This is a genomic window from Vibrio profundi (genome assembly GCF_005281835.1).
In the GTDB taxonomy this organism is placed as follows: Bacteria; Pseudomonadota; Gammaproteobacteria; order Enterobacterales; family Vibrionaceae; genus Vibrio; species Vibrio profundi.
Map to the genome: position 1 here is coordinate 1 of NZ_RZIS01000004.1, position 25,439 is coordinate 25,439.

The window sequence follows — 25,439 nt, forward strand, 5'->3', positions numbered from 1 at the left end:
TATCGAGTATTGGTGACTCAATATAACGTTGTAATAGTGGCTGGGCTACCTGGATTCGAACCAGGGAATGCCGGCATCAAAAGCCGGTGCCTTACCGCTTGGCGATAGCCCAACTGGATGTTTTAAAATCTCGATGAGATTTACAGTCATCAACTGCTCTTACTTACTCTAATCAAAGAGGGTAAAGAATAATGGTGCGGACGGAGAGACTTGAACTCTCACACCTTGCGGCGCCAGAACCTAAATCTGGTGCGTCTACCAATTCCGCCACGTCCGCAGCAAGTTTTTAGTCATAGTCGACGATTGGTGATCAACTAGACGTTGTATGGTGGCTACTGCGGGATTTGAACCTGCGACCCCATCATTATGAGTGATGTGCTCTAACCAACTGAGCTAAGTAGCCAAAATAATGTATTCACACTATTTTAATGTATGGTGCGGTCGGAGAGACTTGAACTCTCACACCTTGCGGCGCCAGAACCTAAATCTGGTGCGTCTACCAATTCCGCCACGACCGCGTTGCTTTTTATTTCAATTAAGAAATCTCTAAGCAAGAGTTTGTAGTCATAGTCGACGATTGATGAATCAACTAGACGTTGTATGGTGGCTACTGCGGGATTTGAACCTGCGACCCCATCATTATGAGTGATGTGCTCTAACCAACTGAGCTAAGTAGCCATCTTTTCGAGCGAGACAATATAATCAATCTCACTGCTAGTGTCATCATCTTTTTCAAGATAAATGCCACTTTTAATTAGTGGCTGGGCTACCTGGATTCGAACCAGGGAATGCCGGCATCAAAAGCCGGTGCCTTACCGCTTGGCGATAGCCCAACAATCGATATCATTAAGACATCTAAATATGGTGCGGACGGAGAGACTTGAACTCTCACACCTTGCGGCGCCAGAACCTAAATCTGGTGCGTCTACCAATTCCGCCACGTCCGCTTTATTTCCTAAAAACTCTTTTAATTCATATTGAATGAAGAAAGTGTTTAGGAAATGGTGGCTACTGCGGGATTTGAACCTGCGACCCCATCATTATGAGTGATGTGCTCTAACCAACTGAGCTAAGTAGCCATTTTCCAAATTTTTGCTCTCGTTGACTTGTTGCCTTATCGCTGAGAACGGGGCGCATTATGCGTAGTTGAGCGAAACCCGTCAACAGTTTTTTTAAATAAATTGCGATAAATCCGTTGTTCGGTTTCTTTTTAAACAAAGAGGCGTATTTGTGATCAAAAACTCACAAAAAATCCTGAATAGCTTCCAAGTTAATGACTTTACTCAGCCTTAATTGAAGGAGTAGCAACAAAAAAGCCAGCAATGAATGCTGGCTTTTATTATTTTAGACTGGTTGTAAATTAAACGTTGAAGCGGAAATGAACCACATCACCATCTTTTACAATGTAATCTTTACCTTCTAGACGCCATTTACCTGCGTCTTTCGCACCGCTTTCACCGTTAAATTCGATGAAGTGGTCGTAACCAACAACTTCAGCACGGATGAAACCTTTTTCGAAGTCCGTATGGATCTTACCTGCTGCTTGCGGCGCAGTTGCTCCAACCGGGATAGTCCAAGCGCGAACTTCTTTAACACCTGCTGTGAAGTAAGTTTGAAGCGTTAGTAGTTCGTAACCAGAACGGATAACACGGTTTAGGCCTGGTTCTTCGATGCCCATATCAGCAAGGAATTCTTCACGATCTTCGTCATCAAGCTCAGACAACTCTGATTCGATAGCGGCACATACTGCTACAACAACGTTGTTTTCTTTCTCTGCGTATTCACGAACCGCGTCTAGGTAAGGGTTATTTTCGAAGCCATCTTCACTAACGTTTGCAATGTACATTGTTGGTTTAAGCGTTAGGAAGTTTAGGTAGCCAATTGCTGCCAGTTCTTCTTTTGCTAGTTCAACGGTACGTGCCATGCCGCCTTCAGTTAATACTGGTAGTAGCTTTTCTAATACAGTGATTTCAAACTTAGCGTCTTTATCGCCGCCTTTTGCTTTTTTAGCATTACGCTGAAGTGCACGTTCACAGCTGTCTAAATCTGCTAGTGCTAGTTCTAGGTTGATCACTTCGATATCTTCAATCGGAGAAACCTTACCTGATACGTGAACGATGTTTTCGTTTTCAAAGCAGCGTACAACGTGACCGATTGCATCTGTTTCACGGATATTCGCTAGGAATTTGTTACCAAGACCTTCACCTTTCGATGCGCCTGCAACTAGACCTGCGATATCTACGAATTCCATTGTGGTTGGAAGGATCTTTTGTGGATTAACAATTTTAGCTAATGCATCTAAACGAAGATCTGGAACCGGAACGATACCTGTGTTTGGCTCGATCGTACAAAAAGGGAAGTTTGCTGCTTCGATGCCTGCTTTTGTCAGTGCGTTAAACAGAGTTGACTTACCAACGTTTGGTAGACCAACGATGCCACATTTAAAACCCATGATATAAACCTTATTCTGCTTTGAACGTATGTAAGCGATTTTGTGCTTTTGATAGGCCATCTTTTAATAAGATGTCTAGGCTACGTACTGATTCGTCTACGACGGCGTCAATACATTCTTGCTCTTTTGCGGGAGCTTTGCCTAATACATAACCTGCAACTTTATCTTTGTGTCCCGGATGGCCGATGCCTAATCTAAGACGATAGAATTCTTTATTGTTACCCTGTTTACTGATGATGTCTTTGAGGCCGTTATGCCCGCCGTGCCCACCACCTTTTTTGAACTTACCTATGCCAGGAGGTAGATCTAACTCGTCATGAGCGACCATGATCTCTTCTGGTTTAATTTGGTAAAACTTTGCAAGAGCTGCAACTGCTTTACCAGACAAATTCATGTATGTCGTGGGGATCAGTAAACGAAGATCTTCACCGTGAACCATTATACGGCCAGTTAAACCAAAGAACTTTGCTTCATTCTTTAGCGTTACATTGTGCACGCGTGCTAATTCTTCAACCACCCAAGCACCCGCATTATGACGAGTTTTGGCGTATTCTGGACCTGGATTTGCCAGTCCAACGAGAAGTTTTATTTGTTGGCTCAAGGTATGGATCTCTCTGGGATTTCAAAAAGCGCCGTATCATATCACATTTTATGAACGAGGTGCGAGACGGCTTAATTTATCCTCGCCAAGGATATTCCAGGTATAAAAAAAGCACTTCACAAAAATGAAGTGCTTAAATTCTGTCGTTAAGTTTAATTAAACTTAGTTGAACATCGCAGAGATAGACTCTTCGTTGCTGATACGACGAATCGCTTCAGCAAGCATGCGAGATAGGCTTAGCTCAGTTACTTTGCCTGTTGCTGCCATCTCTGGAGATAGAGAGATAGAGTCAGTTACGATAACTTGGTCTAGAACAGAGTTCTTGATGTTATCTGCAGCGCTGCCTGAGAATACTGCGTGAGTTGCGTAAGCGAATACACGCTTAGCACCGCGCTCTTTTAGAGCCTCAGCTGCTTTACATAGCGTGCCACCAGTATCGATCATGTCATCAACGATTACACAGTCACGACCTTCAACATCACCGATTAGGTTCATTACTTCAGAAACGTTAGCGCGTGGACGGCGCTTATCAACGATAGCGATGTCTACGTCACCTAGAGCTTTAGCTGTTGCACGAGCACGTACAACGCCACCTAGGTCTGGAGAAACCACTACTGGGTTTTCTAGGCCACGGTTCTGCATGTCTTCTAGAAGTACAGGAGTACCGAAGATGTTATCAACTGGTACGTCGAAGAAGCCTTGGATTTGCTCTGCGTGTAGGTCGATAGTAAGAACGCGGTCAACACCAACGTTAGAAAGGAAATCTGCAACAACTTTTGCAGTGATTGGCACACGTGCAGAACGTACACGACGATCTTGACGAGCGTAGCCAAAGTATGGGATTACCGCAGTAATACGGCCCGCTGAAGCACGGCGCATTGCGTCAATCATTACCACCAATTCCATAAGGTTGTCATTGGTTGGTGCACAAGTAGATTGAATTAGGAATACATCACTACCACGAACGTTTTCGTTGATTTGGACAGCGACTTCGCCGTCAGAAAAACGGTCTACAGTAGCATCGCCAAGAGAGATGTATAGACGGTCAGCAATACGTTGGGCTAGTTCAGGTGTTGCGTTACCAGCAAATAGCTTCATATCAGGCACGGTGGAAACCTCAGGGTTGCGTCCAGTTTTTAAATAGATTGTGGGTGGACTGATTGGTAATCAGTCAAAGTCTCTTTTAAGGGCGAAACATTCCGTCCTTTCGCGACAAATGCGGAGACTGTGTCTGGCAGTTTTTCTAGGATCGAATCGGCTTCTAATTTGCTGCTAAATTCAGCAAAAACGCACGAACCCGTCCCAGTCAATCTCGACGGCGCATATTGTAGCAGCCATGAAAGTTGCTTATCAACCTCTGGGTACAGCATTCGCACAATTTTTTCGCAATCGTTTACGTATTCTTGCTCTAGAAGCGTTGTCAGCGCTCGCTTTGGCGTATTTCGAGTTAATTCTGGGTGTGTGAATATGTCTACCGTTGCTATGCTCACTTGAGGTTTGACAACCAAATACCATTTTTCATCCGGATTAGCAGGGTGTAGCTGTTCACCAACGCCTTCAGCAAAGGCTGAATAGCCGCGGACGAATACGGGGACGTCAGCGCCGAGTTTAAGACCAATGCCAGCAAGCTCATCATCTGAAAGATTCAGTTGCCATAAAAAGTTTAATGCCACTAATACGGTTGCAGCATTCGAAGAGCCGCCGCCAATACCGCCCCCCATTGGTAGCACTTTCTTTAGCTCTATATCCGCCCCGAAAGAGGTTGAGGTATATTGCTGAAGCGCAGTGGCCGCTTTCCAAATTAAATTGTCTTCGGTTGCTACTCCGGGGATCGCGGGCGTGATCGTTATTTGATTGGAATGGCTATTCGCTGTGATCGATAATTGATCACCAAAGTCGACAAATTGAAAGAGCGTTTGTAGCTCGTGGTAGCCATTGTCGCGTCGTCCGGTGATATAAAGAAAGAGATTGAGTTTGGCGGGAGAAGGCCAATGGGTTGTATCTAAAATCATTTCGTCAGTGTCCACTTGGAAATAACAATGTTTATTCGGGTTTGATCTTGCTTAAACGTCAGCTTAGCTGGAAGCGGTAGCTTCAAAGGCGAGTTTGTATTGTCATTGCTTGAAGTCGAACTTGTTAGTTCGATATTTCGATAACTGGTGTAATCGAGTTGCCAAAATTGATGACCAACGACTTTACTGAGCGATGCTAACGTATTGGTGTCATCATTAAGTGTATAAGAGTCTGCTTGCTCTGGGTTACCTAGTAACCATTGGGGCATATGTTGAACAGGGATGCTTAGCCCTGTGAGTTGTTTTACAAGCACTGAGGCATCTTGGTGAGTAAAGACTTCGTCATCGTAAGTGACTACTTTCGCCCCTTGTGCGTCTATCGTTAAATTGAGGGCGGTTTGGCCGAGAAAAGTGGTCAATCTAAGTTGACTTTGTTGTGGGCTATGTTTCCAAATGAAGTTGAGGCTTTGGCGCTGTTCAGGAGAAATATACGCAAGCTTACCGGCTGCTTGATAGTGGGTAAGTTTCTCGAGTTGAATTTGATGGGATTGCCATTCAACACTGGTTGGCTGCTCAGGAATGCTGGAGCATCCAGCCATGACCATAGCAATAAACATAAGGTAGACGATTTTACTAAATCTGCTCATGGCTGCTCACAACTTACTCAAAATAATGAAAAAATCGAGCCAACTATAGCATTGAACTCACGAACTCAGGAAAACAAATCCTGCTTTCCCTTTAAATAGAGCCATGCATCAAGTAAAATTCGGCTCTTATTTCTAATCCCTGATCGAGAACTTCTGATACATGTCTTTGCTTGCCGTAGGTATCAATCACAATACAGCGTCGGTTGAATTGCGAGAAAAAGTCGCTTTTGGTCCAGATAAATTATCTTCTGCACTAGAGCAACTTAGCGCAAATATGCACGTTAATGGGAGTGTAATTCTTTCAACATGCAACCGAACCGAGATTTATTGCGATATTAAATCGGCTGCGAAAAGCAAGGTCATCGATTGGCTATCTGTGTTTCATCAAGTGAGCCCAGAAGAACTTAAACCTAGTTTATATATCCATGAAGAACAAGCGGCGATCAAACACTTGATGCGAGTGTCCTGTGGACTTGATTCTTTGGTGTTGGGTGAGCCACAGATTCTTGGTCAGGTAAAGCAAGCGTATTCAGACTCACGTGAACAGAAAGCCGTTGATGCTTCAATGGAGAAGTTGTTTCAAAAAACCTTCTCTGTGGCAAAGCGTGTTCGTACAGAAACTGAGATTGGCGGCAGCGCTGTTTCAGTTGCGTATGCAGCTTGTACTCTTGCCAAGCATATCTTTGAGTCAATTGAAGACTCAACGGTGTTGCTGGTAGGTGCGGGTGAAACAATAGAACTGGTGGCTAAGCACCTTTCTGCGAATGGTTGCCAAAAGATGATCGTGGCTAACCGTACTCGTGAACGTGCTCTAGGGCTAGCTGAAGAATTTGGTGCTGAAGTGATTAGTTTGAACGAAATCCCTGACCACTTACCGCGAGCCGACATTGTGATCAGTTCTACGGCAAGCCCATTACCGATTATTGGTAAGGGGATGGTGGAAACGGCGCTCAAACAAAGAAAGCATCAGCCAATGCTATTAGTGGATATTGCGGTTCCTCGTGACGTGGAAGCGCAAGTAGGCGACCTAAACGATGCCTATTTGTATACCGTTGATGATCTGCAATCAATCGTTGAAAGCAACATTGAACAGCGTAAGGTCGAAGCCATTCAAGCGGAAGCCATCGTTAGCGAAGAAAGTGCGGCATTCATGACTTGGATGCGTTCTTTACAAGCTGTCGATAGCATTCGTGAATACCGTAAATCGGCCAATGAGATTAGAGAAGATTTATTAAGTAAGAGCTTACAGTCACTTGCCGCTGGCGGTGATCCTGAAAGAGTTTTACTAGAGCTAAGTAATAAGCTCACCAACAAATTGATCCATGCTCCAACACGCGCGCTGCAAAGCGCAGCTGAGCAAGGAGAACCTGCAAAATTAACGGTCATTAGACAGAGTTTGGGTCTTGACGGCCCTCAATAATATTAGACCTCCAACAAGATAAGACATTATGAAAGCCTCGATTCTAGTAAAGCTTGAAACACTTGTTGAACGCTATGAAGAAGTTCAACACCTACTTGGTGATCCAGATGTGATCGGTAATCAAGATAAATTCCGTGCTCTTTCAAAAGAGTACTCTCAGCTAGAAGAAGTGACTGCGTGCTTCCAAGCGTACCAGCAAGCTCAAGAAGATTTAGAAGCTGCTGAAGATATGGCGAAAGAAGACGACGCAGAAATGCGTGAAATGGCGCAAGAAGAGATTAAAGACGCGAAAGAAACCATTGTTCGTCTAACCGATGAGCTTCAAATCTTGTTGCTTCCGAAAGATCCTAATGATGAGCGTAACTGTTTCCTAGAGATCCGTGCCGGTGCTGGTGGCGATGAAGCGGGTATCTTTGCGGGTAACTTATTCCGTATGTACTCAAAGTTTGCTGAGAAAAAGGGCTGGCGCATCGAAGTGATGAGCAGCAACGATTCTGAGCAAGGTGGCTATAAAGAAATGATCGCTAAGATTAGCGGTGATGGCGTTTATGGTGTGATGAAGTTTGAGTCAGGCGGTCACCGAGTTCAACGTGTACCGGAAACTGAATCTCAAGGTCGCGTACATACGTCGGCTTGTACTGTTGCAGTAATGCCTGAAATCCCTGAAGCGGATCTACCGGAAATCAAAGCAGCAGACCTGAAAATTGATACTTTCCGTGCATCGGGCGCGGGTGGTCAACACGTTAACACCACGGACTCTGCAATCCGTATTACTCACTTGCCAACAGGTACAGTGGTAGAGTGTCAGGACGAGCGTTCTCAACATAAGAACAAGGCTAAAGCGATGGCTGTTCTTGCTGCTCGTATTGTACAAGCTGAAGAAGAGCGTCGTGCTGCTGAAGTATCAGACACGCGTCGTAACCTACTAGGTTCAGGTGACCGTAGTGACCGTATCCGTACTTACAACTACCCACAAGGTCGTGTATCTGATCACCGTATCAACCTAACACTTTACCGTCTAAATGAAGTGTTAGAAGGTGATCTGCAAAGCTTGCTTGATCCTGTGCTTCAAGAGCACCAAGCCGATCAGCTTGCAGCATTGGCTGAACATAACTAATTTATGTCATCTAACTATACGGTTGAAGGTGCACTAAAATCAGCAATCGTACAGCTTCAAGAAGGCGATAATCCATCGCCTTCGATTGATGCTGCTGTTCTGCTGTGCCACGCCCTTGATAAACCACGATCCTACCTACTAACTTGGCCTGAAAAATTACTGACTTCAGAACAAGAGTCTACTTTCCATGCTTTACTGAAACGTCGCCTAACGGGTGAGCCCGTCGCTTATATCGTTGGTGAACGTGAGTTTTGGTCTCTGCCTTTGAAAGTGTCCCCATCCACGCTTATTCCGCGCCCTGATACCGAAAGGCTAGTAGAAGTTGCACTCGATAAAACTTTCGGTGCCCAGGGAGAGATTCTGGATTTAGGTACGGGTACGGGTGCTATTGCATTAGCATTAGCCTCTGAAATGCCAAACCGAAAGGTTACAGGGATCGACTTACGTCCTGAAGCTAAGTTATTGGCTGAAGAGAATGCGCAGCGGCTAAACATCGCTAACACGACGTTTTTTCATGGCAGTTGGTTTGAACCTTTAAATGACACTGGTACAAAGTTTGCTTTGATTGTGTCAAACCCTCCGTATATCGAGAAAGATGATCCGCACTTAAGCCAAGGTGATGTTCGATTTGAGCCGATTACCGCATTAGTCGCGGAAGAAAAAGGGCTAGCAGATATAAAGCATATCTCTACTCATGCCCTTGAATTTCTTGAGCAAGGTGGGTGGTTAGCGTTTGAACACGGCTATGACCAAGGGCTAGCGGTACGAGAAATCATGCAAGACCTTGGTTATCATAACGTCGTAACGGAACAAGATTATGGCGGCAACGACAGAGTAACCTTAGGGCAATATTTGCCTCTTAACACCTCTAGTACGCTAACAAGTAGTACAAAATAAGAGAGAGAACATGTACGACGTATTAAAACATTTTCACTTACTAACAGTTGGCTTAAGCGCATTACTGTTATCGGTCCGTTATGCATTGATGATGGCTAACTCACCAATGCTAAAGCACCCATTCCTACAACGCTTCCCGCACATTAATGATTCACTACTGTTACTGTCGGGTATTGGTTTAATCTTCATTACGGGTTTTATTCCATTTACTCCAGCAGCACCTTGGTTAACTGAAAAGTTAACGTGTGTTATGGCGTATATTGCTCTTGGCTTCTTTGCTTTGCGTTTTGGTAAAAACAAGTTATTGAGAACATTTTCATTTTTCGGTGCTCTAGGTTGGTTGGCAATGGCTGGCAAAATCGCGGTCACTAAAGTTCCAACCTTTTTCGGGTAAGCGATGATGTACGAGTTTTTTGATGAAGATTTTGACAAGTTAGAATTAGCCGAAGGAGCGATCATTCTAAATAAAGCTGTGAATCCAGAAACTCAAGATTCATGGGCAGAAAAAGAACTCGATCGACTTTTTAATGAAGCAGAACTGGCTTTAGTCAATGAAATGGACGAGCAGCAGAAGTTTGAGTCGTTTCTGCGTTTGTTCTTTTTTGAATGGGGCTTTAGTGGTGATAAAGAAGCGTACTTTTCATCTGAAAATGCCTTCATTGATAAAGTTCTAGAACGCCGGAAAGGAATTCCGGTGAGCTTAGGAGCTATCTTCCTTTATCTTGGTCGTCGATTAGGCTTCCCACTGGAAGGGGTTTCTTTCCCGACTCAGTTCTTGCTTAAGCTAAATTGGTACGGGCAAACGCCAGTTTATATCAACCCATACAATGGGGAATATGTTGGTGAGCAGACATTGCGAGCTTGGTTAATTGGTCACGATGGACCATTAGCCACGTTAAAGTCGGAGCATTTAGAATCGGCAGACAACCCAACAGTAATCGGCCGCTGGTTAGCACTATTGAAAAGCGCATTGCTACGTGAAGAGCGTTATACATTAGCTTTAAAATGTACCGATCTTGCACTAACGTTTGTACCAGATGACCCGTATGAAATTCGCGATCGTGGATTTATTTATCAACAGTTAGATTGTCATCAAATAGCGGCTTCAGACTATCAATACTTCATTGATCAGTGCCCTGATGATCCCGCGTCAGAATTATTGAAATCTCAAGTGAATGCGATGAGTGAAACGTCCGTCATCATTCACTAGTCCCAAATAAAATTAGAGAGAAAACGATGGAACAGAAAACAGTTCATATTGGCGATTTGCCAGTAGCAAACGACAAGCCATTTACCTTATTTGCTGGTATGAATGTTCTAGAGTCTCGTGACCTAGCCATGCAAATCTGTGAGCACTACGTAAAAGTGACAGAGAAACTAGGTATCCCATACGTATTTAAGGCTTCTTTCGACAAAGCAAACCGCAGCTCAGTACATTCTTACCGTGGCCCAGGCTTGGAAGAAGGTATGAAGATTTTCCAAGAGCTGAAAGATACATTTGGCGTAAAAATCATTACTGACGTACACACTGAAGCACAAGCTCAGCCTGTTGCAGACGTCGTTGATGTTATTCAATTACCAGCATTTCTTGCGCGTCAAACTGATCTGGTAGAAGCGATGGCGAAAACAGGCGCAGTGATTAACGTTAAGAAGCCTCAATTCATGAGCCCAGGCCAAGTTGGCAACATCGTTGATAAGTTTGCTGAGTGTGGCAACGAAAATATCATCTTATGTGAGCGTGGTTCTTGCCTAGGCTACGATAACTTAGTTGTAGATATGCTAGGTTTTGGCGTGATGAAAAAAGCGTCGAACGGTAGCCCAATCATTTTTGACGTGACTCACTCATTGCAAATGCGTGACCCTTCAGGTGCCGCATCTGGTGGCCGCCGTGAGCAAACGGTAGAGTTGGCTAAAGCTGGCTTGGCAACTGGTATTGCAGGCTTATTTATTGAAGCGCACCCGAACCCAGATCAAGCTCGCTGTGATGGCCCTTCAGCGTTACCGCTTGATAAGCTAGAACCGTTCTTAGCGCAAATGAAAGCGCTAGACGACGTGATCAAAGGCTTCGAGCATATCGATATTAAATAATCGTTAATGCAATGATTAAACAAAGGCTGACATTAAATGTCGGCCTTTTTTGTATCTAAATGCTGGCAAGTTAGCGACAAAGTGCCGCTGATGTTTTCGAAAATTGTAGGTTTATCGATGATGTTCTCGCCATTAGCTGTTTGTATTGATATCACAGTAAAACGATTGCTTGTGACCTATTGGATTGAGCAATGTAATCGAATGCAGTTGTTGCACTTTAATGAGTCTTTTATCGTGATCAATTCGACATAAATATGAAATCCTAATGTCACATGTGGTTTGTTAATTTAAACTAAGTCAAGTTTTATAGGTATTTCAGGCAGGTAGATTCTGCATGTCTTATTTTAGCTATAGACCCTATTAAGTAGTGGATATCCCCCCTAAAAGTTCAAAAGGTATGACAATGAAGCAACGCCTTATTCTAAAGACGGCACTTAGTGCTGCGATTCTAGCAACTCTTGCTGGCTGTGCATCTCAACCCACTCATGAGTGGAATCAGGATGAAACCTACAAGCTAACTGTTCTTCACACAAACGATAACCATGGTCGTTTTTGGCAGAATAAATACGGCGAGTACGGCATGTCTGCACGTAAGACGCTAGTCGATCAGCTACGTGCTGAAGTAAAAGCTGAAGGCGGCAGCGTGTTGCTTCTATCTGGTGGTGACATCAACACTGGTGTACCAGAATCTGATCTACAAGATGCTGAACCAGATTTCAAAGGCATGAACAAGATTGGTTACGATGCAATGGCATTGGGTAACCACGAGTTTGATAACTCTCTAGACGTGCTAAACAAGCAAATTGATTGGGCTAACTTCCCAATGCTATCTGCAAACATTTATGACAAAGAGTCTGGTGAGCGTAAATTCCAAGCTTACGAAATGTTCAACAAGCAAGGTATCAAAATTGCGGTTATCGGTCTTACTACTGAAGACACAGCAAAAATTGGTAACCCAGAATTTATCGGCAGCATTGACTTCCGTGATCCTAAAGAAGAAGCGAAAAAGCTAATCGCTGAGCTTCAAGAAACTGAGAAGCCAGATCTAATCTTCGCTGTTACTCACATGGGCCACTACGAAAATGGTCAACGTGGTGTTAACGCTCCTGGTGATGTAGCGCTAGCGCGTTACCTTGATGAAGGTTCTCTTGACATGATCGTTGGTGGTCACTCACAAGAGCCTGTATGTATGGAAGCGCCAAATGTAGTTAAGAAAAACTTCAAGCCTTCTGACGAGTGTCGTCCAGACGTACAAAACGGTACTTACATCGTGCAAGCACACGAGTGGGGCAAATACGTTGGTCGTGCTGATTACGAATTCCGTAACGGCGAACTAGAAATGGTGAGCTACGATCTGATTCCTGTAAACCTGAAGAAGAAAATCAAGGTTGATGGTAAGAAGAAACGTGTACTTATCGAAGATGAAATTGCACAAGATCCAGAACTACTAGAATTCCTACGCCCTTACCAAGAGCAAGGCCAAGCTCAGCTGAACGTTAAGATCGCTGAAACTAACGGTAAACTTGAAGGTGACCGTAACGTAGTTCGTTTCCAGCAGACTAACCTAGGTCGTCTAATCGCAACGTCTCACATGGAGCGTGCTAAAGCTGACTTCGCTGTGATGAACTCTGGTGGTGTTCGTGATTCTATCGAAGCGGGTGACGTAACTTACAAAGACGTTCTAACGGTACAACCGTTCGCAAACATCCTGACTTACACAGACATGTCTGGTAAAGAAGTTCTAGATTACCTAAACGTTGTTGCGACTAAGCCTGTAGATTCTGGTGCTTACGCTCAATTCGCGGGTATCTCGATGACTGTCGCTAACGGTGAAGTATCTAACGTATTCATCGGTGGCAAGCAGCTTCGCCTAGACGAAACTTACCGTTTCACAGTGCCAAGCTTCAACGCTTCAGGCGGTGACGGTTACCCTAAACTGTCTGACCACCCTGGTTTCGTGAACACTGGTTTCGTAGATGCTGAAGTACTAAAAGATTACCTAGAAGCTAACAGCCCAGTAGATGTAAACAAATACGCGCCATCAGGTGAAATGGTTTACAAGTAAGAATGAATCAAGGAGCTAGAAAGCATTTGACTCTAGTCCCATGATAAATTTAACTAAAGCGATGCTCCGGCATCGCTTTTTGTTTATCTGGCTTTTGGATTTGTTATGACCCCTGCTATCAATCTCGCTAAAAAGAAGAAAATTGCTCATACCATTCATCAATATCACCATGACTCTAATAATACTAACTATGGATTAGAGGCGGTGGAGGCTCTTGGTCAGGATCCTAAAACAGTATTCAAGACTTTGCTGTTTAGTCTTAATGGCGAGCCTAAAAACTTAGCGGTTGCGGTGATTCCTGTTGCCCACAAATTGAATTTAAAATTAGCGGCCAAAGCCGCGTCGGGTAAAAAAGCCGAAATGGCGAACCCAGATATCGCTCAGAAGACGACAGGCTATGTGGTCGGTGGCATTAGTCCTTTGGGTCAAAAAAAAGCCTTACCGACTTTTATCGATGAGAGTGCATGTGAGTTAGAAACGATATGCGTGAGTGCGGGAAAACGAGGTTTAGAGATTGAATTATCGCCGAAAGATTTGTCGGGCCTGACACGAGGAAGCTTTGCGAGTTTATGCATGGACTAATGTTAGCACATCAATAAAAACGCCCTTTATCAGCAATAAAGGGCGTTTTCGTTTATTAGAGGTCTATTTTTTTAGGCCAAGCGTACCAGGTGTTCTGCGAGCAGGTTTACCTGATGGCTTGCTTGAATCTGGTTTGTTATAAGAGCGACTAGGGCGCTTATTACCTTGAGAGTCATCGTTGGAGCGACCGCCACCGTTTTTACCACGCTTAGAGTTAGGCGCATGGCGGAACTCGTCTGCGTTATTACCTCTGAAGGTACGTGGTTTACGATCTTTTTGATTACGACGTGCCGTTGAATCTCGATTTTCATCACGACTATCAAATAATTTTGCATCAGTCGCTTTGCGAATACGTTTTCCTTTCGCATCTAATTTAGATGCTTCTTCCGTGCTACTTGAACCTTCGCACATCGCTAGAATTTCAGCGACTTCTTCATCGCTTAGGTAACGCCATTTTCCGTTAGGAATGCCATCAAGAGAAATGTTCATGATACGAACACGGCGCAGCTTAAACACTTCGTAGCCAAGTGCTTCACACATACGGCGAATCTGACGGTTAAGGCCTTGAGTCAACGTAATGCGGAATGAGAACTTCGTTTCTTTTTCTACCTGACAAGGTAAGGTCACCGTATCTAAAATAGGGACACCAGCAGCCATTTTCTTCAGGAACTCACCTGTGATTGGCTTGTCGACACGAACTACGTATTCTTTTTCGTGGTTGTTACCGGCACGCAAAATTTTATTTACGATGTCACCATCGTTGGTTAAGAAAATCAAACCGTCTGAAGGTTTATCTAAACGACCAATAGGGAAGATGCGCTTGTTGTGGCCAATAAAATCCACAATGTTACTTGGAATATCACGCTCGGTAGTACAAGTAATACCGGTTGGTTTGTTCAGAGCAATATAAACGGGTTTCTCTTTTGAGCGGACTGGTTTGTCATCAATACATACGTCATCACCAGGAAGTACTTTAGTGCCCATCTCTGGCACTTTTCCATTAATAGTGACACGGCCTGCATCGATAAGTTTATCGGCTTCACGGCGTGAGCAAAATCCAGTTTCACTGATGTATTTATTGAGGCGTTTAGCTTGGGAATCTTGTGACATGATCATCTCTTAGCGTTTCACAACGTTTCTAGGTAAAAGAAAAGCAACTAAGAATAGTTGCTTATTGATTCAATTTTATCACTAAGTGTGACAATGAGCACTAACTCATTCGCTTCTGATGACGCTCGCGGTTTTCGAGTTTCTTGTCGTTGCTTTTTCTTAGCATGACATAAACAGCGCCACTCCCACCATGGAAAGCTTGAGCAGAGTGAACACATTGCACATCGTTAATTTGACTTAGCCAGTTCGCGACATAGCTTTTCATCATGGCTGGTGGGTTAGAGCGTTCACCCTTGCCATGAACAATGATTACCGTTCGGACATCCATTCTTAAACATTGGCGTAAGAAAGAAAGGATTTCATTGCGTGCGTCTTTAAGTGTCTTTCTATGTAGGTCTAATTTAGCCTGAATCGGATATTTTCCTAAACGGAGCTTTTTATAGACTCCTTCTTGCACACCATCTTTTTTGTATTCAATGATGTCGTCAGGCTTGATCATTGGGCAATAATCTAAAGACAGATAATCCTCATCGTTATCCGATAGCCACATGGCGGCTTCACGCTTGGCGAGTTGAGATTCTGATACTCGATGGACTTTCTGGTGCTCAGCCGTATCGTGATCGATACGCTTTACGTCGTCCATCATCTGTTGGAATAAGTCTAAATCGTCGTCATGAGACATAAGGTTCATCTCAAGTATTCTTTGGGTGACTTGAGTATACCCAAGCTAAGAAAGGAAGTGTTTAAATTTAGTGAGTAGGATGAAAAAACCGGAGTGGACAAGAAGTCGACTCCGGTGCAAAGCGTATCACTATGTTAGTTATTGCTCGATAACTAAATAGGGCTTAGCGATTCTAGTGAGGAGATTTCGCATTCATAACTTTGTAGACGAAGTAGCCTCCATAAAACATCATAAGACCGATAGCGCCAAAGATTACTATCATCGAAGAAAGACCAACTGCATTACCGAATAGAAGATCAAGCCAAAAGTCCATGTGTTTTACCTCAAAATTAGAATACGTGATTCACGGTAAAATTTCCGAAGCAGCCTCACACTGATCTGGATCAATGTTGTTGCATAGGTTAAATATATGTACCTAACATTGAGTTTTTGGTCACATTTTAGCTTGCGCTGTCGGTTAATTGAGCGAACGAATGTTTATTTGAAAAAACTTCACTAAAAGCACTTGCGCAGAAATTCAGAATCCGTATTATACGCTCCATCGACAGGCAATGAGCCAGTTAGATATCTCGGTGAATAGCGCAGCTTGGTAGCGCATCTGGTTTGGGACCAGAGGGTCGGGGGTTCGAATCCCTCTTCACCGACCACTTTTAGAAAGCCTGCTCAATGAGCAGGCTTTCGTCGTTTCGGGACGTAGGAAATAGGATTAGAACCCAGGTAGGGTTCGTCTGATGTTCAGAATAAGCTCTTCACCGATTACATTGAAAAAAGCCGTAGCACTCTTTGCAATAGAAGGGGCTACGGCTTTTTTGCATCTGCACTTTTTATTTCGATTTTGTTTGGTACCCGTGGGTGGGGACTGGAAGCCTAGCCGCGTCGAATCCCTCTTCACCGACCACTTTTAGAAAGCTGGCTCAATGAGCAGGCTTTCGTCGTTTCAGAATGTAGGAAATAGGATTAGAACCTAGACGGGCTTCGTCTGATGTTTAAAATAAGCTCTTCACCGATTATATTGAAGAAAGCCGTAGCACTCTTTATAACGAAAGGGCTACGGCTTTTTTGCATTTGAGAGCAATTTAAACTTTCAGATGATTTGGGCTACAAGAAGTAAGAGGGCTAAATGCCAGCCCAATTCTTTTTCAGAGGCTGCATAAAGAAAAGACTCTGTAGAAGTGCAAAATCTCTGTAGAAGAGCAAAACCGTCTCCCGTCTTAGAACGATGAAGTAAGCCAAGAAGGATTGTCTAGCAATGCAACTGGCTTTTCATTGAACGTATTGAAAAGTCACGGTGCGTTAAATGTTTAGGTGAGCTCATGTGACTTTTTGAAGAAAAGTTCATCTTTTGAATCCCATTGGGTTATATGAAAGGGATGCGTTTTATCTAGGTTAAAATGTGCAGCTTGCTGCTTCACTTTTGGAGAGTTGAGCAACACTAAACCCTTGCTGCTTTAATAGGGCTAATAAGTTTTGCTCACCGACTAAATGCAGTGTACCAACCACAATAAGATGCTTGCTCTTTTCTGAAATTAATTGGTTTCCATCAAGAAGTTCTACCCACTTGTGGTTTCGTGAGTACACAAAACGCTCGTTGATCTCCGGGCTGATTTCACTGGTAATTCCTAAGTCTGCTAAGTTTTCTGTATCGCCTTTTTTCCAGCTTTCGATCATGCAGTTAGTCATATTCGGTGTGTCATCCCATTCATCCAGCCCACTTAGTAGTAAGTCTTTACCATCGTTCGGCAACTGTGTCAGTAAGTTGATTTGAAACTGTAAGCTCTCCAATCCTAGAACGGGAATGTGGTTTTGTTCTGCTTGAGCCATTAAGAAGCTATCTACACCATACTGACTCTTGTAGCCAAGTGACTCGAACTGCTTCATCTGTATAGTGAGCGCTGTAGCCCAAGGTGGTGATTTCAGTAATACGTGAGGGTTCAGGTTGAGTGATTTAGCTATCTCTAGGATCTGTTGTTTCTGTCCACTAGAGAGTAGCTGTTCACTTTGCACTTTAGGTTGAGGGTACTGAACATTCCCATCTTGGCGGATGTCTGCTTCAACAATTAACCCGTCGCTCGTTTTTAAAAAGTCGAGCACTGGCTTAGGGAGTGGGTACATACCTTCATTACCGACATGTACAGAACCAAAAATTAGTAGTTCTTTATCTTCTTTTACCGCACTCCAATATAAAGGTTCTGACATCACTGGTTTAGCGAGCAAGCCCACTAGGAAAAATAGAAAGGTAAGAAGGTAAGAGTGTCGACGCATAGTTGCGCTCCTTTATAGTTCCCTTGCTCGTCAAAACCAATTTAGCGTGATGTTTTTGACGTTTTGTTTTGGGATGCAATTCACAATGTGGTCGGTCAATTTATAACAAGAATAATCAACTTCAAAAAGGATTGTGATTTTTAGGCGGATAAACACGCAATTACTCAAATATATTGTGATGTTAGCCGCATAAATTCCGTCAAAATTAAAGTGACGGAATGTACGTGAGCTCTAAGTTATTAATTTAAAAATAAAATTTTTAGTCACCTAATTTGATGTTTGAACAAGATCACTTTCTTTTATCGATTAAATTCACGCAGAAAAATAACTCCATATAGTTTCTACATCTTCAGAAATGAGCCTTTCTCATTTCAATGTTTTTTGTTTTATAGGTATGTAGAGATGTTAAAGAGAAACTTAATTGCAGTATCAGTGCTCGTGGGGTTAGCGGGTTGTGCGGTGACACAATCTTCAGAGCAAAAGGTTGTTAACTCACTAGCAGATAACTTGGACATTCAATATCAGGTACTGACTAATCATGGGGCAAATCAAGGGTTAGCCTGTCAGGATCTGGGTGCTGAATGGGCGTCATGTAACAAAGTGAACATGACCATGGTTAATCAAGGTGCAGCCATTGATTCTAAGGATTGGGCGATTTACTTCCACAGCATTCGCTTGATTCTGGATGTCGACAACGAGCAGTTTAAGATTTCTCGTGTGACGGGAGACTTACACAAACTGGAACCAACCGAGAAGTTTGATGGTTTTGCGGCTGGCGAAGAAGTGGTGTTACCGCTAATTGGTGAATATTGGCAGTTATTCGAAACTGACTTTATGCCAGGAGCATTTGTGACAGCGCCAAACGCAGAACCAAGAATCATCGCGTCTCTTGATACCGAGGACGTCGCTTCCTTTGTGACGGGATTAGAGGGCGATAACCTTAAGCGTACTCCGGATGATAATAATGTGCTGGCGACAGCGGTTTCTCGCTTTGAAAACAATCAAGATATTGCTACGCAAGATGTCACAAGTACATTACTGCCAACTCCTATGTCGGTAGAAGTTGGTAAAGGTATTGTCGATATATCTAATGGTATTGACCTGCCTGAAGATGTCTTCGATGCAGCGCAGTACTCCGCAATTGAAAACCGTTCTGAAGTGGTAAATGTGAATATTAGCGGTGATCTCCCTGTGAGCGTCACTGTTGTTCCTGCTGATTTCACAGCTGACTTAGCAAAATCTGGTGCGTACGAATTAACTATCCAAAATAGCGGGATTGAAATTAAAGCGTTCGACAAAACGGGTGCGTTCTATGCCGTGCAGTCTATCTTTGGCCTGATAGACAGTCAGAATGCTGAGTCGTTACCACAACTTTCGATTCAAGATGCTCCGCGCTTTGATTATCGCGGTGTGATGGTAGATGTTGCGCGTAACTTCCATTCAAAGGACGCCATTTTGGCAACGCTGGACCAAATGGCCGCGTACAAAATGAATAAACTTCATCTTCACCTTACAGATGACGAAGGGTGGCGTATCGAGATCCCTGGATTACCAGAGCTGACAGACATCGGATCAAATCGTTGTTTTGATTTGGAAGAAAAAAGCTGTCTTTTCCCTCAACTAGGCTCTGGCCCAACTTCTGATAATTTTGGTTCTGGCTTCTTTAGTAAGACCGATTACGTAGAAATCTTAAAATACGCGAAAGCACGTGGTATTGAAGTCATCCCTGAAATCGATATGCCTGCTCACGCACGTTCGGCCGTTGTTTCGATGGAAGCGCGTTATCAAAGGTTGATGGAAGCAGGGAAAGAAGCACAAGCTAATGAATATCGTTTAATGGACCCTCAAGATACGTCTAATGTCACAACGGTTCAGTTCTACGATAAACAGAGTTTCATCAACCCATGTTTAGAGTCATCCACTCGCTTTGTCGATAAGGTGATTTCTGAAGTAGCGATGATGCACCAAGAAGCAGGGGCTCCTCTAACTACGTGGCACTTCGGTGGTGACGAAGCGAAAAATATTAAGTTTGGTGCAGGCTTCCAAGACGTTAATGCTAAAGACAAAGTGGCTTGGAAGGGGACCATAGATCAAAGTGAGCAAGATAAGCCTTTCGCACAATCTCCACAATGTCAGAACCTAATTGCTAGCGGCGCCGTGAGTGATTTTGGCCATTTACCAAGTTATTTCGCTGAGGAAGTTTCTAAGATAGTCGCAGACAAAGGGATCCCTCACTTCCAAGCGTGGCAAGATGGTTTGAAATATAGCGAAGGAGCAGCAGCTTACGCGACTGAAAGTACACGCGTTAACTTCTGGGACGTATTGTATTGGGGCGGTACGGCATCGGTCTACGATTGGTCTAAGAAAGGCTATGATGTAATTGTTTCTAACCCTGATTATGTCTACATGGATATGCCTTATGAGGTGGATCCGAAAGAGCGCGGTTATTACTGGGCAACTCGTGCAACGGACACGCGCAAGATGTTTGGGTTTGCACCAGAGAACATGCCACAGAATGCAGAAACCTCATTAGATCGTGACGGTAACGGATTTACAGGAAAAGGCGAAGTTGACGCAAAACCATTCTATGGCTTGTCGGCTCAACTATGGTCGGAAACCGTGCGTACCGATGAACAATACGAGTACATGGTTTTCCCACGCGTGCTAGCAGCCGCGGAGCGAGCATGGCACAAAGCAGAATGGGAAAACGACTACAAAGTGGGAGTGGAGTATTCACAAAACTCTAAGTTGGTGGACCAAGACGCATTGAACCGTGATTTCAATCGGTTTGCGAATATTTTAGGGCAACGTGAACTTGCTAAGTTGGAGCGCTCGGGTATTGACTACCGATTGCCTGTTCCAGGTGCAAAAATTGAAGAAGGGAAACTCGCGATGAATGTCCAGTTCCCTGGTGTGGAGCTTCAATACTCATTGAATGGTGAAGATTGGATTTCCTATTCTGAGGGTGACCGTCCAAGCGTTGAAGGGGAAGTGTTTGTTCGCTCCGTCTCTGCAACCGGTGAAAAAGTGAGTCGAGTTACCAGCGTGAAGTAACGCGATAATCAAGAGGCTCTCTGGGTATCAGGGAGCCTCGTATTTATATGAGTTATTAAACAGCCCGTCCATTGATAATGTTAGTGATATAGATCTCATTATTCTCGTCAAAAATTAAGTCACACCTAAAAACGTCTAAATCCAGCGTGACCAAGATATACAAATCTATCATTAAGCCTTATTTTTGTGTGATCTGGATCTTTCTTTGTTTGTTCTAAATTTCGTTGAGTTATTTTTATGTTTTTAACTCATTGATTATTAAGTTAAAAATATCTTTGTGGTTTTTGAGTGTGAAGGGGATCACTGATGAATTACTTTTATTTTTCAGGGCGAATTAAATGGAGCAATATGAGTGACATGCCAGGGAGGCAACCCCATTATTAGCGGTCAAGGTGAATGATATACCGACGAGGAACCGCAAAAATTTAAAATAAAGGCAGTTTATTATGAAAAAAGTTATCGCATTAAGTGCACTTTCTCTTGCTTTCGCTTCTAGCGCTTTTGCTGGTTCTTCTTACGTTACAGGTAACCTTCAGTTCCATACTGATAGCGATAAGATGCATGGCTCAGATGTGACTTCTACACTAGAAGCGGGTCATACATTTGACAATTCTTTAGGCGGCTTTACGGTTTACACTGAGTTTGACGGTATTCAACTGGGTAATATGGCTACTGAACCAACAGCAACGGATCGTGGTTCAATGGATTCTGTGTACACAACTGTAGGCGGTGAGCAATCATTCAGCATTAATGATAACTTATGGGTAGCTGCAGGTTACCAGCACGTGATTTATCAAGGCGACACTCTACAGTACCGCCCATTAGTGAAAATCGGCTACAACTTTGATAACGGTCTTCAACTAAGCAACCGTACTCGTGCTCACATGCACGAAGAAAGCGGTAACGACACAGATTTCCGCTTTGATACTCGCATTGCATACGCTTTGAATGACGACATTGCATTAAGCTACAACAACGTTTACGTAATGGCTGGCGACACAGATGCAAATGGTGACGCTAAAGATAGCTCAATGGACCATGAGCTTCGTGCTACTTGGACTCGTCAAGGCGTACAACCTTACTTTGAGTTCCGTAACCAAGGCGATAACACAAACAATGCATTCGTATTTGGTGCTTCTTACGGCTTCTAATGCGTAATCAATTCTTTACTTAACTTACTGTCCATATGTCTTAAGTAAAAACAAAGAGCCTCGCAATTGCGAGGCTCTTTTTGTATGTAAGACGGGAGATTAGTTGCCTTGGTAATGGCGGTATTCGAATACTTGGCCTTTGTCGTTAAAGGCGTAAACAGAGTACTCGTCTTTCTTATCTCCATATTCCATTCCCGGAGAACCCATCGGCATACCAGGTACAGCTAAGCCTTTTGCGTTACGTGGCGGGTTTTCTAGAAAGGCTTTTACGTCTTCAGCAGGCACGTGACCTTCAAAAACATAACCATTGATTTCAGCGGTATGGCAAGAAGCGAGCTCTTGAGTGACTCCTAACTTCTGTTTGATAGGGTTCATGTCTTCATGCAATTTTTCTTCAACATTGAACCCTGCTTCTTTCATGTGCTCTGTCCATTCAGTACAGCACCCACAGTAAGGAGATTTGTGGTTTAAAACATCGGTCGCTAAAGCTTGGCCTGAAATTAAAGTAAGAGCGGCGATAGCGATGGCTTTATTGATCATAGTTAACCTCGTTTATGACTATGTTGATTCTTTAAAGTGGAGTGTTGAGGCTCAAATAGCCTTAATCGGTTGGCATTACTTACAACGGTAATTGATGAGAGCGCCATTGCCGCACCTGCGACAACAGGGCTAAGTAAAAAGCCAAATATTGGATAAAGAACGCCAGCGGCGATCGGAATCCCGAGAGAGTTGTAAACAAAAGCACCAAATAAGTTTTGCTTCATATTCTTTACTGTTGCTTGCGATAATTTGATGGCATTGCTTACGGCTAAGGGAGAAGAGTTAAGCAAAGTCATCTGTGCACTTTCGATTGCGACATCACTGCCGCTCCCCATTGCTATTCCTATATCTGCTTGTGCTAATGCAGGCGCGTCATTAATGCCATCACCAACCATCGCAACGATGGTCGAGTTTTGTTGCAGTGCTTGAATATGCGCTGCTTTTTGGTCTGGCAATACTTCAGCTATGACTTCATCGATACCAAGCTGTCCAGCGATAAGGTGAGCGACTTGTTGATTGTCTCCGGTGAGCATCACCGTATGAATCCCTGCTTGTTTTAACTGTGATACAGCTAAAATACTGTCTTCTTTTATTGTGTCGGAGATACTCAGTGCACCTTGTAATTCGCCATTTATTGCGATGAGCACAGGCGTACAACCAGAGCGGGTACTTTGCTCTAGGAATTCATCGGCCATCTTAGTATCGATCTTCAAGTTCTGGATATAGGAATAAGAGCCAATTTGAATGAATTTACCATCGATTGTCGCTTCAATTCCTTGACCTCGGTGGTTATTGAAGGTGGTTACTGAGTAAGGTGTTAGCTGTTCTTGTTCTGCGAATAAACAAATCGCTTTGGCTAACGGATGCTCAGACTGCAACTCGGCAGAGTAGGCCAGTTTAAGTAACTCTGATGATTCCAGAGTTGGACTAAATATGTTTTGGAGAGTGGGTTTTCCTTGTGTAAGGGTACCCGTTTTATCAAATACGACGGTTTGCACTTTGCTTGCCGATTGAAGCACATCCGCATCTTTGATTAAGACGCCAAACTCAGCCGCTTTACCTACGCCAACAGTGATTGATAGTGGCGTTGCAAGGCCAAGCGCACATGGGCAAGCAATGATCAGAACCGTAGTCGAGACAACTAACATATAACTGGCGCTAGGCTGTGGACCAACCAAAAACCAAACTAATGCGGCAATTACGGCGATTATGACAACAACAGGCACGAACACGGCTGAAACTGAATCGGCTAGTTTGGCAATAGCCGGTTTGCTACTTTGAGCTTGTCGAACCATTTGAATGATGCGAGCCAGCATAGTGTCAGAGCCAATACCGGATGCTTCGATTAGAATACTTCCGTCACCGTTGATGGTTCCAGTCGCGACAGAGTCGCCCACATTTTTTAGGACAGGTAATGGCTCGCCCGTTAGCATTGACTCATCGATATAGGTGTTGCCTTGCCTGACGATACCATCGACGGGTACTTTCTCTCCTGGCTTGATTCTAATCATCATACCGAGCTCGATGGCTTCTACTGAGATAGAACGGTCTTTGCCTTCTACTACTAGCGTAGCGGTTTGGGGTTGAAGATTAATTAAAGCTTGCAGCGATTGAGTCGTTCTTGCCTTGGCTTTGGCTTCAATATAATGACCTAGTGATATTAGGCCGATGATCATAGCGCTGGCTTCAAAGTACACGTGACGAGATTCCAACGGGAACCAGTTTGGAGCTATCACAACAAGCATGGAATAGAACCACGCAGCACCAGTCCCTAAGGCGACAAGAGTATCCATGGTGGCGCGTTTATGTCGAATGGATTGCCATGCATTACTGAAAAAGCTACGTCCAGACGTCGCTAGTAATACAAAGCAAATAATACCGATGAGCCCCCAACCAATTTGATCGGCTTGAGTATTGATCATCATCGAGCCACCAACTACTCCCCACGCCATTAAAGGAATACCTAAAGCTAGAGCTAAGGCTGAGTTTCTTTGGTGTGAACGTTGAATGGCGTGCTGCTTTTGTTGCTGTTTCTGTTGTTGTTCTTTTGGATCGTCGACAAACTCGGCGTGATAGCCTGCAGATTCAACAAGGTGGGTGATCTCATCTGCTAATGCCTCTTTTAGAGAAGAGCTAAATAAGACGGCACTTTGTTCCGCAAGATTAATTTGAACCTTATCAACCAAGTCTGACTTTAAGATTGCTTGCTCTACAGAGGCCACGCAGCTTGCGCATGTCATGCCTTGGATGAGTATATGATAAGAGTACTGACTGTACGTTACCGGGCCAGCTGTAGGCTGTTGCTCTTCTATAGGAGTTGTCGAAGTCTGTTCTGAAAATGGAGCCGCTGAATACCCTAAAATATCCACCGCTTGAATGACATCAGTCTCACTTAAAGCGGTAAACAGTTTAAGATCGGTTTTAGTCACCTCGATAGATTCGACTTTCGGGTTAGCTTCAAAGTGGTCTTTCACTTTCGTTACGCATTTCCCACAGTTCAGGCCGCTTAAGTGCATGTGAAGATCGGCGCCTAATTGGTAGCCGACGTTTTCAATGTTTTTTTGAAGTTCTTGATAAGTTAGTGGTGTCGAGATATCCAGCTGAGTCGGTGAAATATGATTGATCTGGCTACGGTCATCAGCTAACAAGGCGCGTTTTAACTTATTCGCACACCCCATACAGCTTAATCCTGTTAGTGGCACCACATAATGATTCATTTCGACTCTCCATCTCTTATCTAACGCTAAAGATAAACCTTA

General features: G+C 43.7%; 22 protein-coding genes and 9 tRNA genes. 12 read left to right on the forward strand and 19 right to left on the reverse strand.

Translation table 11 applies throughout. The features are described from left to right. Nucleotides 1-37 precede the first annotated feature (37 nt). The 13 genes from ELZ11_RS11305 to lolB form a co-directional block, all read right to left on the reverse strand. Nucleotides 38-112, reverse strand: a tRNA-Gln gene (locus ELZ11_RS11305). A gap of 80 nt (nucleotides 113-192) precedes the next feature. Next, nucleotides 193-277: transfer RNA gene (locus tag ELZ11_RS11310), tRNA-Leu, on the reverse strand. A gap of 49 nt (nucleotides 278-326) precedes the next feature. Next, nucleotides 327-403, reverse strand: a tRNA-Met gene (locus tag ELZ11_RS11315). A 30-nt stretch (nucleotides 404-433) separates the two neighbouring features. Then, a tRNA-Leu gene (locus ELZ11_RS11320) sits at nucleotides 434-518 on the reverse strand. 83 nt (nucleotides 519-601) lie between these two features. Then, nucleotides 602-678, reverse strand: a tRNA-Met gene (locus ELZ11_RS11325). A gap of 80 nt (nucleotides 679-758) precedes the next feature. Beyond that, a tRNA-Gln gene (locus ELZ11_RS11330) sits at nucleotides 759-833 on the reverse strand. Nucleotides 834-862: 29 nt separating this feature from the next. Then, nucleotides 863-947 (reverse strand) — tRNA-Leu (locus tag ELZ11_RS11335). 55 nt (nucleotides 948-1,002) lie between these two features. Continuing rightward, nucleotides 1,003-1,079, reverse strand: a tRNA-Met gene (locus tag ELZ11_RS11340). Between the two features lie 281 nt (nucleotides 1,080-1,360). Continuing rightward, nucleotides 1,361-2,452, reverse strand: a complete 1,092-nt coding sequence (gene ychF / locus ELZ11_RS11345) for a redox-regulated ATPase YchF (protein WP_137357532.1) — start codon at nucleotides 2,450-2,452, stop codon at nucleotides 1,361-1,363. 10 nt (nucleotides 2,453-2,462) lie between these two features. After that, nucleotides 2,463-3,053 (reverse strand): aminoacyl-tRNA hydrolase, encoded by a 591-nt coding sequence (gene pth / locus ELZ11_RS11350; protein WP_137357533.1) that lies wholly within the window; start codon nucleotides 3,051-3,053, stop codon nucleotides 2,463-2,465. A gap of 162 nt (nucleotides 3,054-3,215) precedes the next feature. Further along, the gene (locus ELZ11_RS11355; protein ID WP_137357534.1) at nucleotides 3,216-4,160 is read right to left on the reverse strand and encodes a ribose-phosphate pyrophosphokinase; all 945 of its coding nucleotides are present in this window, start codon (nucleotides 4,158-4,160) and stop codon (nucleotides 3,216-3,218) included. 29 nt (nucleotides 4,161-4,189) lie between these two features. Next, the gene (gene ispE, locus ELZ11_RS11360) at nucleotides 4,190-5,065 is read right to left on the reverse strand and encodes a 4-(cytidine 5'-diphospho)-2-C-methyl-D-erythritol kinase (protein WP_137357535.1); all 876 of its coding nucleotides are present in this window, start codon (nucleotides 5,063-5,065) and stop codon (nucleotides 4,190-4,192) included. Then, complete coding sequence (gene lolB / locus ELZ11_RS11365) at nucleotides 5,062-5,712, reverse strand: lipoprotein insertase outer membrane protein LolB (RefSeq protein WP_137357536.1); 651 nt, start codon at nucleotides 5,710-5,712, stop codon at nucleotides 5,062-5,064. The genes ispE and lolB overlap by 4 nt, the downstream gene beginning before the upstream one ends. Nucleotides 5,713-5,872: 160 nt before the next feature. On the opposite strand from lolB, the gene hemA reads away from it, so the two are divergent. The 9 genes from hemA (at nucleotide 5,873) to ybaK (ending at nucleotide 13,881) form a co-directional block, all read left to right on the forward strand. After that, nucleotides 5,873-7,132: a glutamyl-tRNA reductase gene (gene hemA / locus ELZ11_RS11370; RefSeq protein WP_137357537.1), complete on the forward strand. Its 1,260-nt coding sequence runs from the start codon at nucleotides 5,873-5,875 to the stop codon at nucleotides 7,130-7,132. A gap of 28 nt (nucleotides 7,133-7,160) precedes the next feature. Next, nucleotides 7,161-8,249 (forward strand): peptide chain release factor 1, encoded by a 1,089-nt coding sequence (gene prfA, locus ELZ11_RS11375; protein WP_137357538.1) that lies wholly within the window; start codon nucleotides 7,161-7,163, stop codon nucleotides 8,247-8,249. Between the two features lie 3 nt (nucleotides 8,250-8,252). After that, nucleotides 8,253-9,146, forward strand: a complete 894-nt coding sequence (prmC, locus tag ELZ11_RS11380) for a peptide chain release factor N(5)-glutamine methyltransferase (protein WP_137357539.1) — start codon at nucleotides 8,253-8,255, stop codon at nucleotides 9,144-9,146. Between the two features lie 10 nt (nucleotides 9,147-9,156). Beyond that, nucleotides 9,157-9,540 carry a SirB2 family protein gene (locus tag ELZ11_RS11385; RefSeq protein WP_137357540.1) on the forward strand — a complete coding sequence of 128 codons (384 nt, stop codon included), beginning with the start codon at nucleotides 9,157-9,159 and terminating at the stop codon, nucleotides 9,538-9,540. Between the two features lie 6 nt (nucleotides 9,541-9,546). Beyond that, entirely contained in the window at nucleotides 9,547-10,356 is an 810-nt protein-coding gene (locus ELZ11_RS11390; RefSeq protein ID WP_137357946.1) for a SirB1 family protein, read from the forward strand. 26 nt (nucleotides 10,357-10,382) lie between these two features. After that, complete coding sequence (kdsA, locus tag ELZ11_RS11395; protein ID WP_137357541.1) at nucleotides 10,383-11,234, forward strand: 3-deoxy-8-phosphooctulonate synthase; 852 nt, start codon at nucleotides 10,383-10,385, stop codon at nucleotides 11,232-11,234. Nucleotides 11,235-11,270: 36 nt separating this feature from the next. Beyond that, complete coding sequence (locus ELZ11_RS23800) at nucleotides 11,271-11,486, forward strand: hypothetical protein (protein WP_167494671.1); 216 nt, start codon at nucleotides 11,271-11,273, stop codon at nucleotides 11,484-11,486. Nucleotides 11,487-11,637: 151 nt separating this feature from the next. Continuing rightward, on the forward strand, nucleotides 11,638-13,299 hold the full coding sequence (ushA, locus tag ELZ11_RS11400; protein ID WP_137357542.1) for a bifunctional UDP-sugar hydrolase/5'-nucleotidase UshA: 1,662 nt from the start codon (nucleotides 11,638-11,640) through the stop codon (nucleotides 13,297-13,299). 105 nt (nucleotides 13,300-13,404) lie between these two features. Then, entirely contained in the window at nucleotides 13,405-13,881 is a 477-nt protein-coding gene (gene ybaK / locus ELZ11_RS11405; protein WP_137357543.1) for a Cys-tRNA(Pro) deacylase, read from the forward strand. A 63-nt stretch (nucleotides 13,882-13,944) separates the two neighbouring features. Here ybaK and rluF read toward each other — a convergent pair whose 3' ends face one another. From rluF to ELZ11_RS11420, 3 genes are all read right to left on the reverse strand, one after another. Beyond that, nucleotides 13,945-14,991 carry a 23S rRNA pseudouridine(2604) synthase RluF gene (gene rluF, locus ELZ11_RS11410; RefSeq protein WP_137357544.1) on the reverse strand — a complete coding sequence of 349 codons (1,047 nt, stop codon included), beginning with the start codon at nucleotides 14,989-14,991 and terminating at the stop codon, nucleotides 13,945-13,947. 100 nt (nucleotides 14,992-15,091) lie between these two features. Next, complete coding sequence (gene smrA, locus ELZ11_RS11415) at nucleotides 15,092-15,673, reverse strand: DNA endonuclease SmrA (protein WP_137357947.1); 582 nt, start codon at nucleotides 15,671-15,673, stop codon at nucleotides 15,092-15,094. A 172-nt stretch (nucleotides 15,674-15,845) separates the two neighbouring features. Next, nucleotides 15,846-15,986: a DUF3149 domain-containing protein gene (locus tag ELZ11_RS11420; RefSeq protein WP_137357545.1), complete on the reverse strand. Its 141-nt coding sequence runs from the start codon at nucleotides 15,984-15,986 to the stop codon at nucleotides 15,846-15,848. Nucleotides 15,987-16,243: 257 nt separating this feature from the next. On the opposite strand from ELZ11_RS11420, the gene ELZ11_RS11425 reads away from it, so the two are divergent. Then, nucleotides 16,244-16,320, forward strand: a tRNA-Pro gene (locus tag ELZ11_RS11425). Between the two features lie 739 nt (nucleotides 16,321-17,059). On the opposite strand, the gene ELZ11_RS11430 is transcribed toward ELZ11_RS11425, so the two are convergent. Next, nucleotides 17,060-17,935: a TraB/GumN family protein gene (locus ELZ11_RS11430; protein ID WP_137357546.1), complete on the reverse strand. Its 876-nt coding sequence runs from the start codon at nucleotides 17,933-17,935 to the stop codon at nucleotides 17,060-17,062. A 402-nt stretch (nucleotides 17,936-18,337) separates the two neighbouring features. Between ELZ11_RS11430 and ELZ11_RS11435 the strand changes: the two genes are divergently transcribed. Continuing rightward, on the forward strand, nucleotides 18,338-20,989 hold the full coding sequence (locus ELZ11_RS11435) for a beta-N-acetylhexosaminidase (protein WP_137357547.1): 2,652 nt from the start codon (nucleotides 18,338-18,340) through the stop codon (nucleotides 20,987-20,989). 446 nt (nucleotides 20,990-21,435) lie between these two features. Next, a complete protein-coding gene (locus ELZ11_RS11440; RefSeq protein ID WP_137357548.1) occupies nucleotides 21,436-22,140 on the forward strand; it encodes an oligogalacturonate-specific porin KdgM family protein in 705 nt (234 codons plus the stop codon). A gap of 99 nt (nucleotides 22,141-22,239) precedes the next feature. On the opposite strand, the gene ELZ11_RS11445 is transcribed toward ELZ11_RS11440, so the two are convergent. Together ELZ11_RS11445 and ELZ11_RS11450 are read right to left on the reverse strand one after the other, a co-directional pair. After that, the gene (locus ELZ11_RS11445) at nucleotides 22,240-22,680 is read right to left on the reverse strand and encodes a DUF411 domain-containing protein (RefSeq protein ID WP_137357549.1); all 441 of its coding nucleotides are present in this window, start codon (nucleotides 22,678-22,680) and stop codon (nucleotides 22,240-22,242) included. 2 nt (nucleotides 22,681-22,682) lie between these two features. Next, nucleotides 22,683-25,397 (reverse strand): heavy metal translocating P-type ATPase, encoded by a 2,715-nt coding sequence (locus ELZ11_RS11450; RefSeq protein ID WP_137357550.1) that lies wholly within the window; start codon nucleotides 25,395-25,397, stop codon nucleotides 22,683-22,685. Nucleotides 25,398-25,439 lie beyond the last annotated feature (42 nt).

Coding starts and splice junctions, on each gene's coding strand:
- ychF (WP_137357532.1), bottom strand. CDS start 2,452: ATGGGTTTTAAATGTGGCATCGTTGGTCTACCAAACGTTGGTAAGTCA.
- ispE (WP_137357535.1), bottom strand. CDS start 5,065: ATGATTTTAGATACAACCCATTGGCCTTCTCCCGCCAAACTCAATCTC.
- lolB (WP_137357536.1), bottom strand. CDS start 5,712: ATGAGCAGATTTAGTAAAATCGTCTACCTTATGTTTATTGCTATGGTC.
- hemA (WP_137357537.1), top strand. CDS start 5,873: ATGTCTTTGCTTGCCGTAGGTATCAATCACAATACAGCGTCGGTTGAA.
- prfA (WP_137357538.1), top strand. CDS start 7,161: ATGAAAGCCTCGATTCTAGTAAAGCTTGAAACACTTGTTGAACGCTAT.
- prmC (WP_137357539.1), top strand. CDS start 8,253: ATGTCATCTAACTATACGGTTGAAGGTGCACTAAAATCAGCAATCGTA.
- ELZ11_RS11385 (WP_137357540.1), top strand. CDS start 9,157: ATGTACGACGTATTAAAACATTTTCACTTACTAACAGTTGGCTTAAGC.
- ELZ11_RS11390 (WP_137357946.1), top strand. CDS start 9,547: ATGTACGAGTTTTTTGATGAAGATTTTGACAAGTTAGAATTAGCCGAA.
- kdsA (WP_137357541.1), top strand. CDS start 10,383: ATGGAACAGAAAACAGTTCATATTGGCGATTTGCCAGTAGCAAACGAC.
- ELZ11_RS23800 (WP_167494671.1), top strand. CDS start 11,271: ATGTCGGCCTTTTTTGTATCTAAATGCTGGCAAGTTAGCGACAAAGTG.
- ushA (WP_137357542.1), top strand. CDS start 11,638: ATGAAGCAACGCCTTATTCTAAAGACGGCACTTAGTGCTGCGATTCTA.
- ybaK (WP_137357543.1), top strand. CDS start 13,405: ATGACCCCTGCTATCAATCTCGCTAAAAAGAAGAAAATTGCTCATACC.
- rluF (WP_137357544.1), bottom strand. CDS start 14,991: ATGTCACAAGATTCCCAAGCTAAACGCCTCAATAAATACATCAGTGAA.
- smrA (WP_137357947.1), bottom strand. CDS start 15,673: ATGTCTCATGACGACGATTTAGACTTATTCCAACAGATGATGGACGAC.
- ELZ11_RS11420 (WP_137357545.1), bottom strand. CDS start 15,986: ATGGACTTTTGGCTTGATCTTCTATTCGGTAATGCAGTTGGTCTTTCT.
- ELZ11_RS11430 (WP_137357546.1), bottom strand. CDS start 17,935: ATGCGTCGACACTCTTACCTTCTTACCTTTCTATTTTTCCTAGTGGGC.
- ELZ11_RS11435 (WP_137357547.1), top strand. CDS start 18,338: ATGTTAAAGAGAAACTTAATTGCAGTATCAGTGCTCGTGGGGTTAGCG.
- ELZ11_RS11440 (WP_137357548.1), top strand. CDS start 21,436: ATGAAAAAAGTTATCGCATTAAGTGCACTTTCTCTTGCTTTCGCTTCT.
- ELZ11_RS11445 (WP_137357549.1), bottom strand. CDS start 22,680: ATGATCAATAAAGCCATCGCTATCGCCGCTCTTACTTTAATTTCAGGC.
- ELZ11_RS11450 (WP_137357550.1), bottom strand. CDS start 25,397: ATGAATCATTATGTGGTGCCACTAACAGGATTAAGCTGTATGGGGTGT.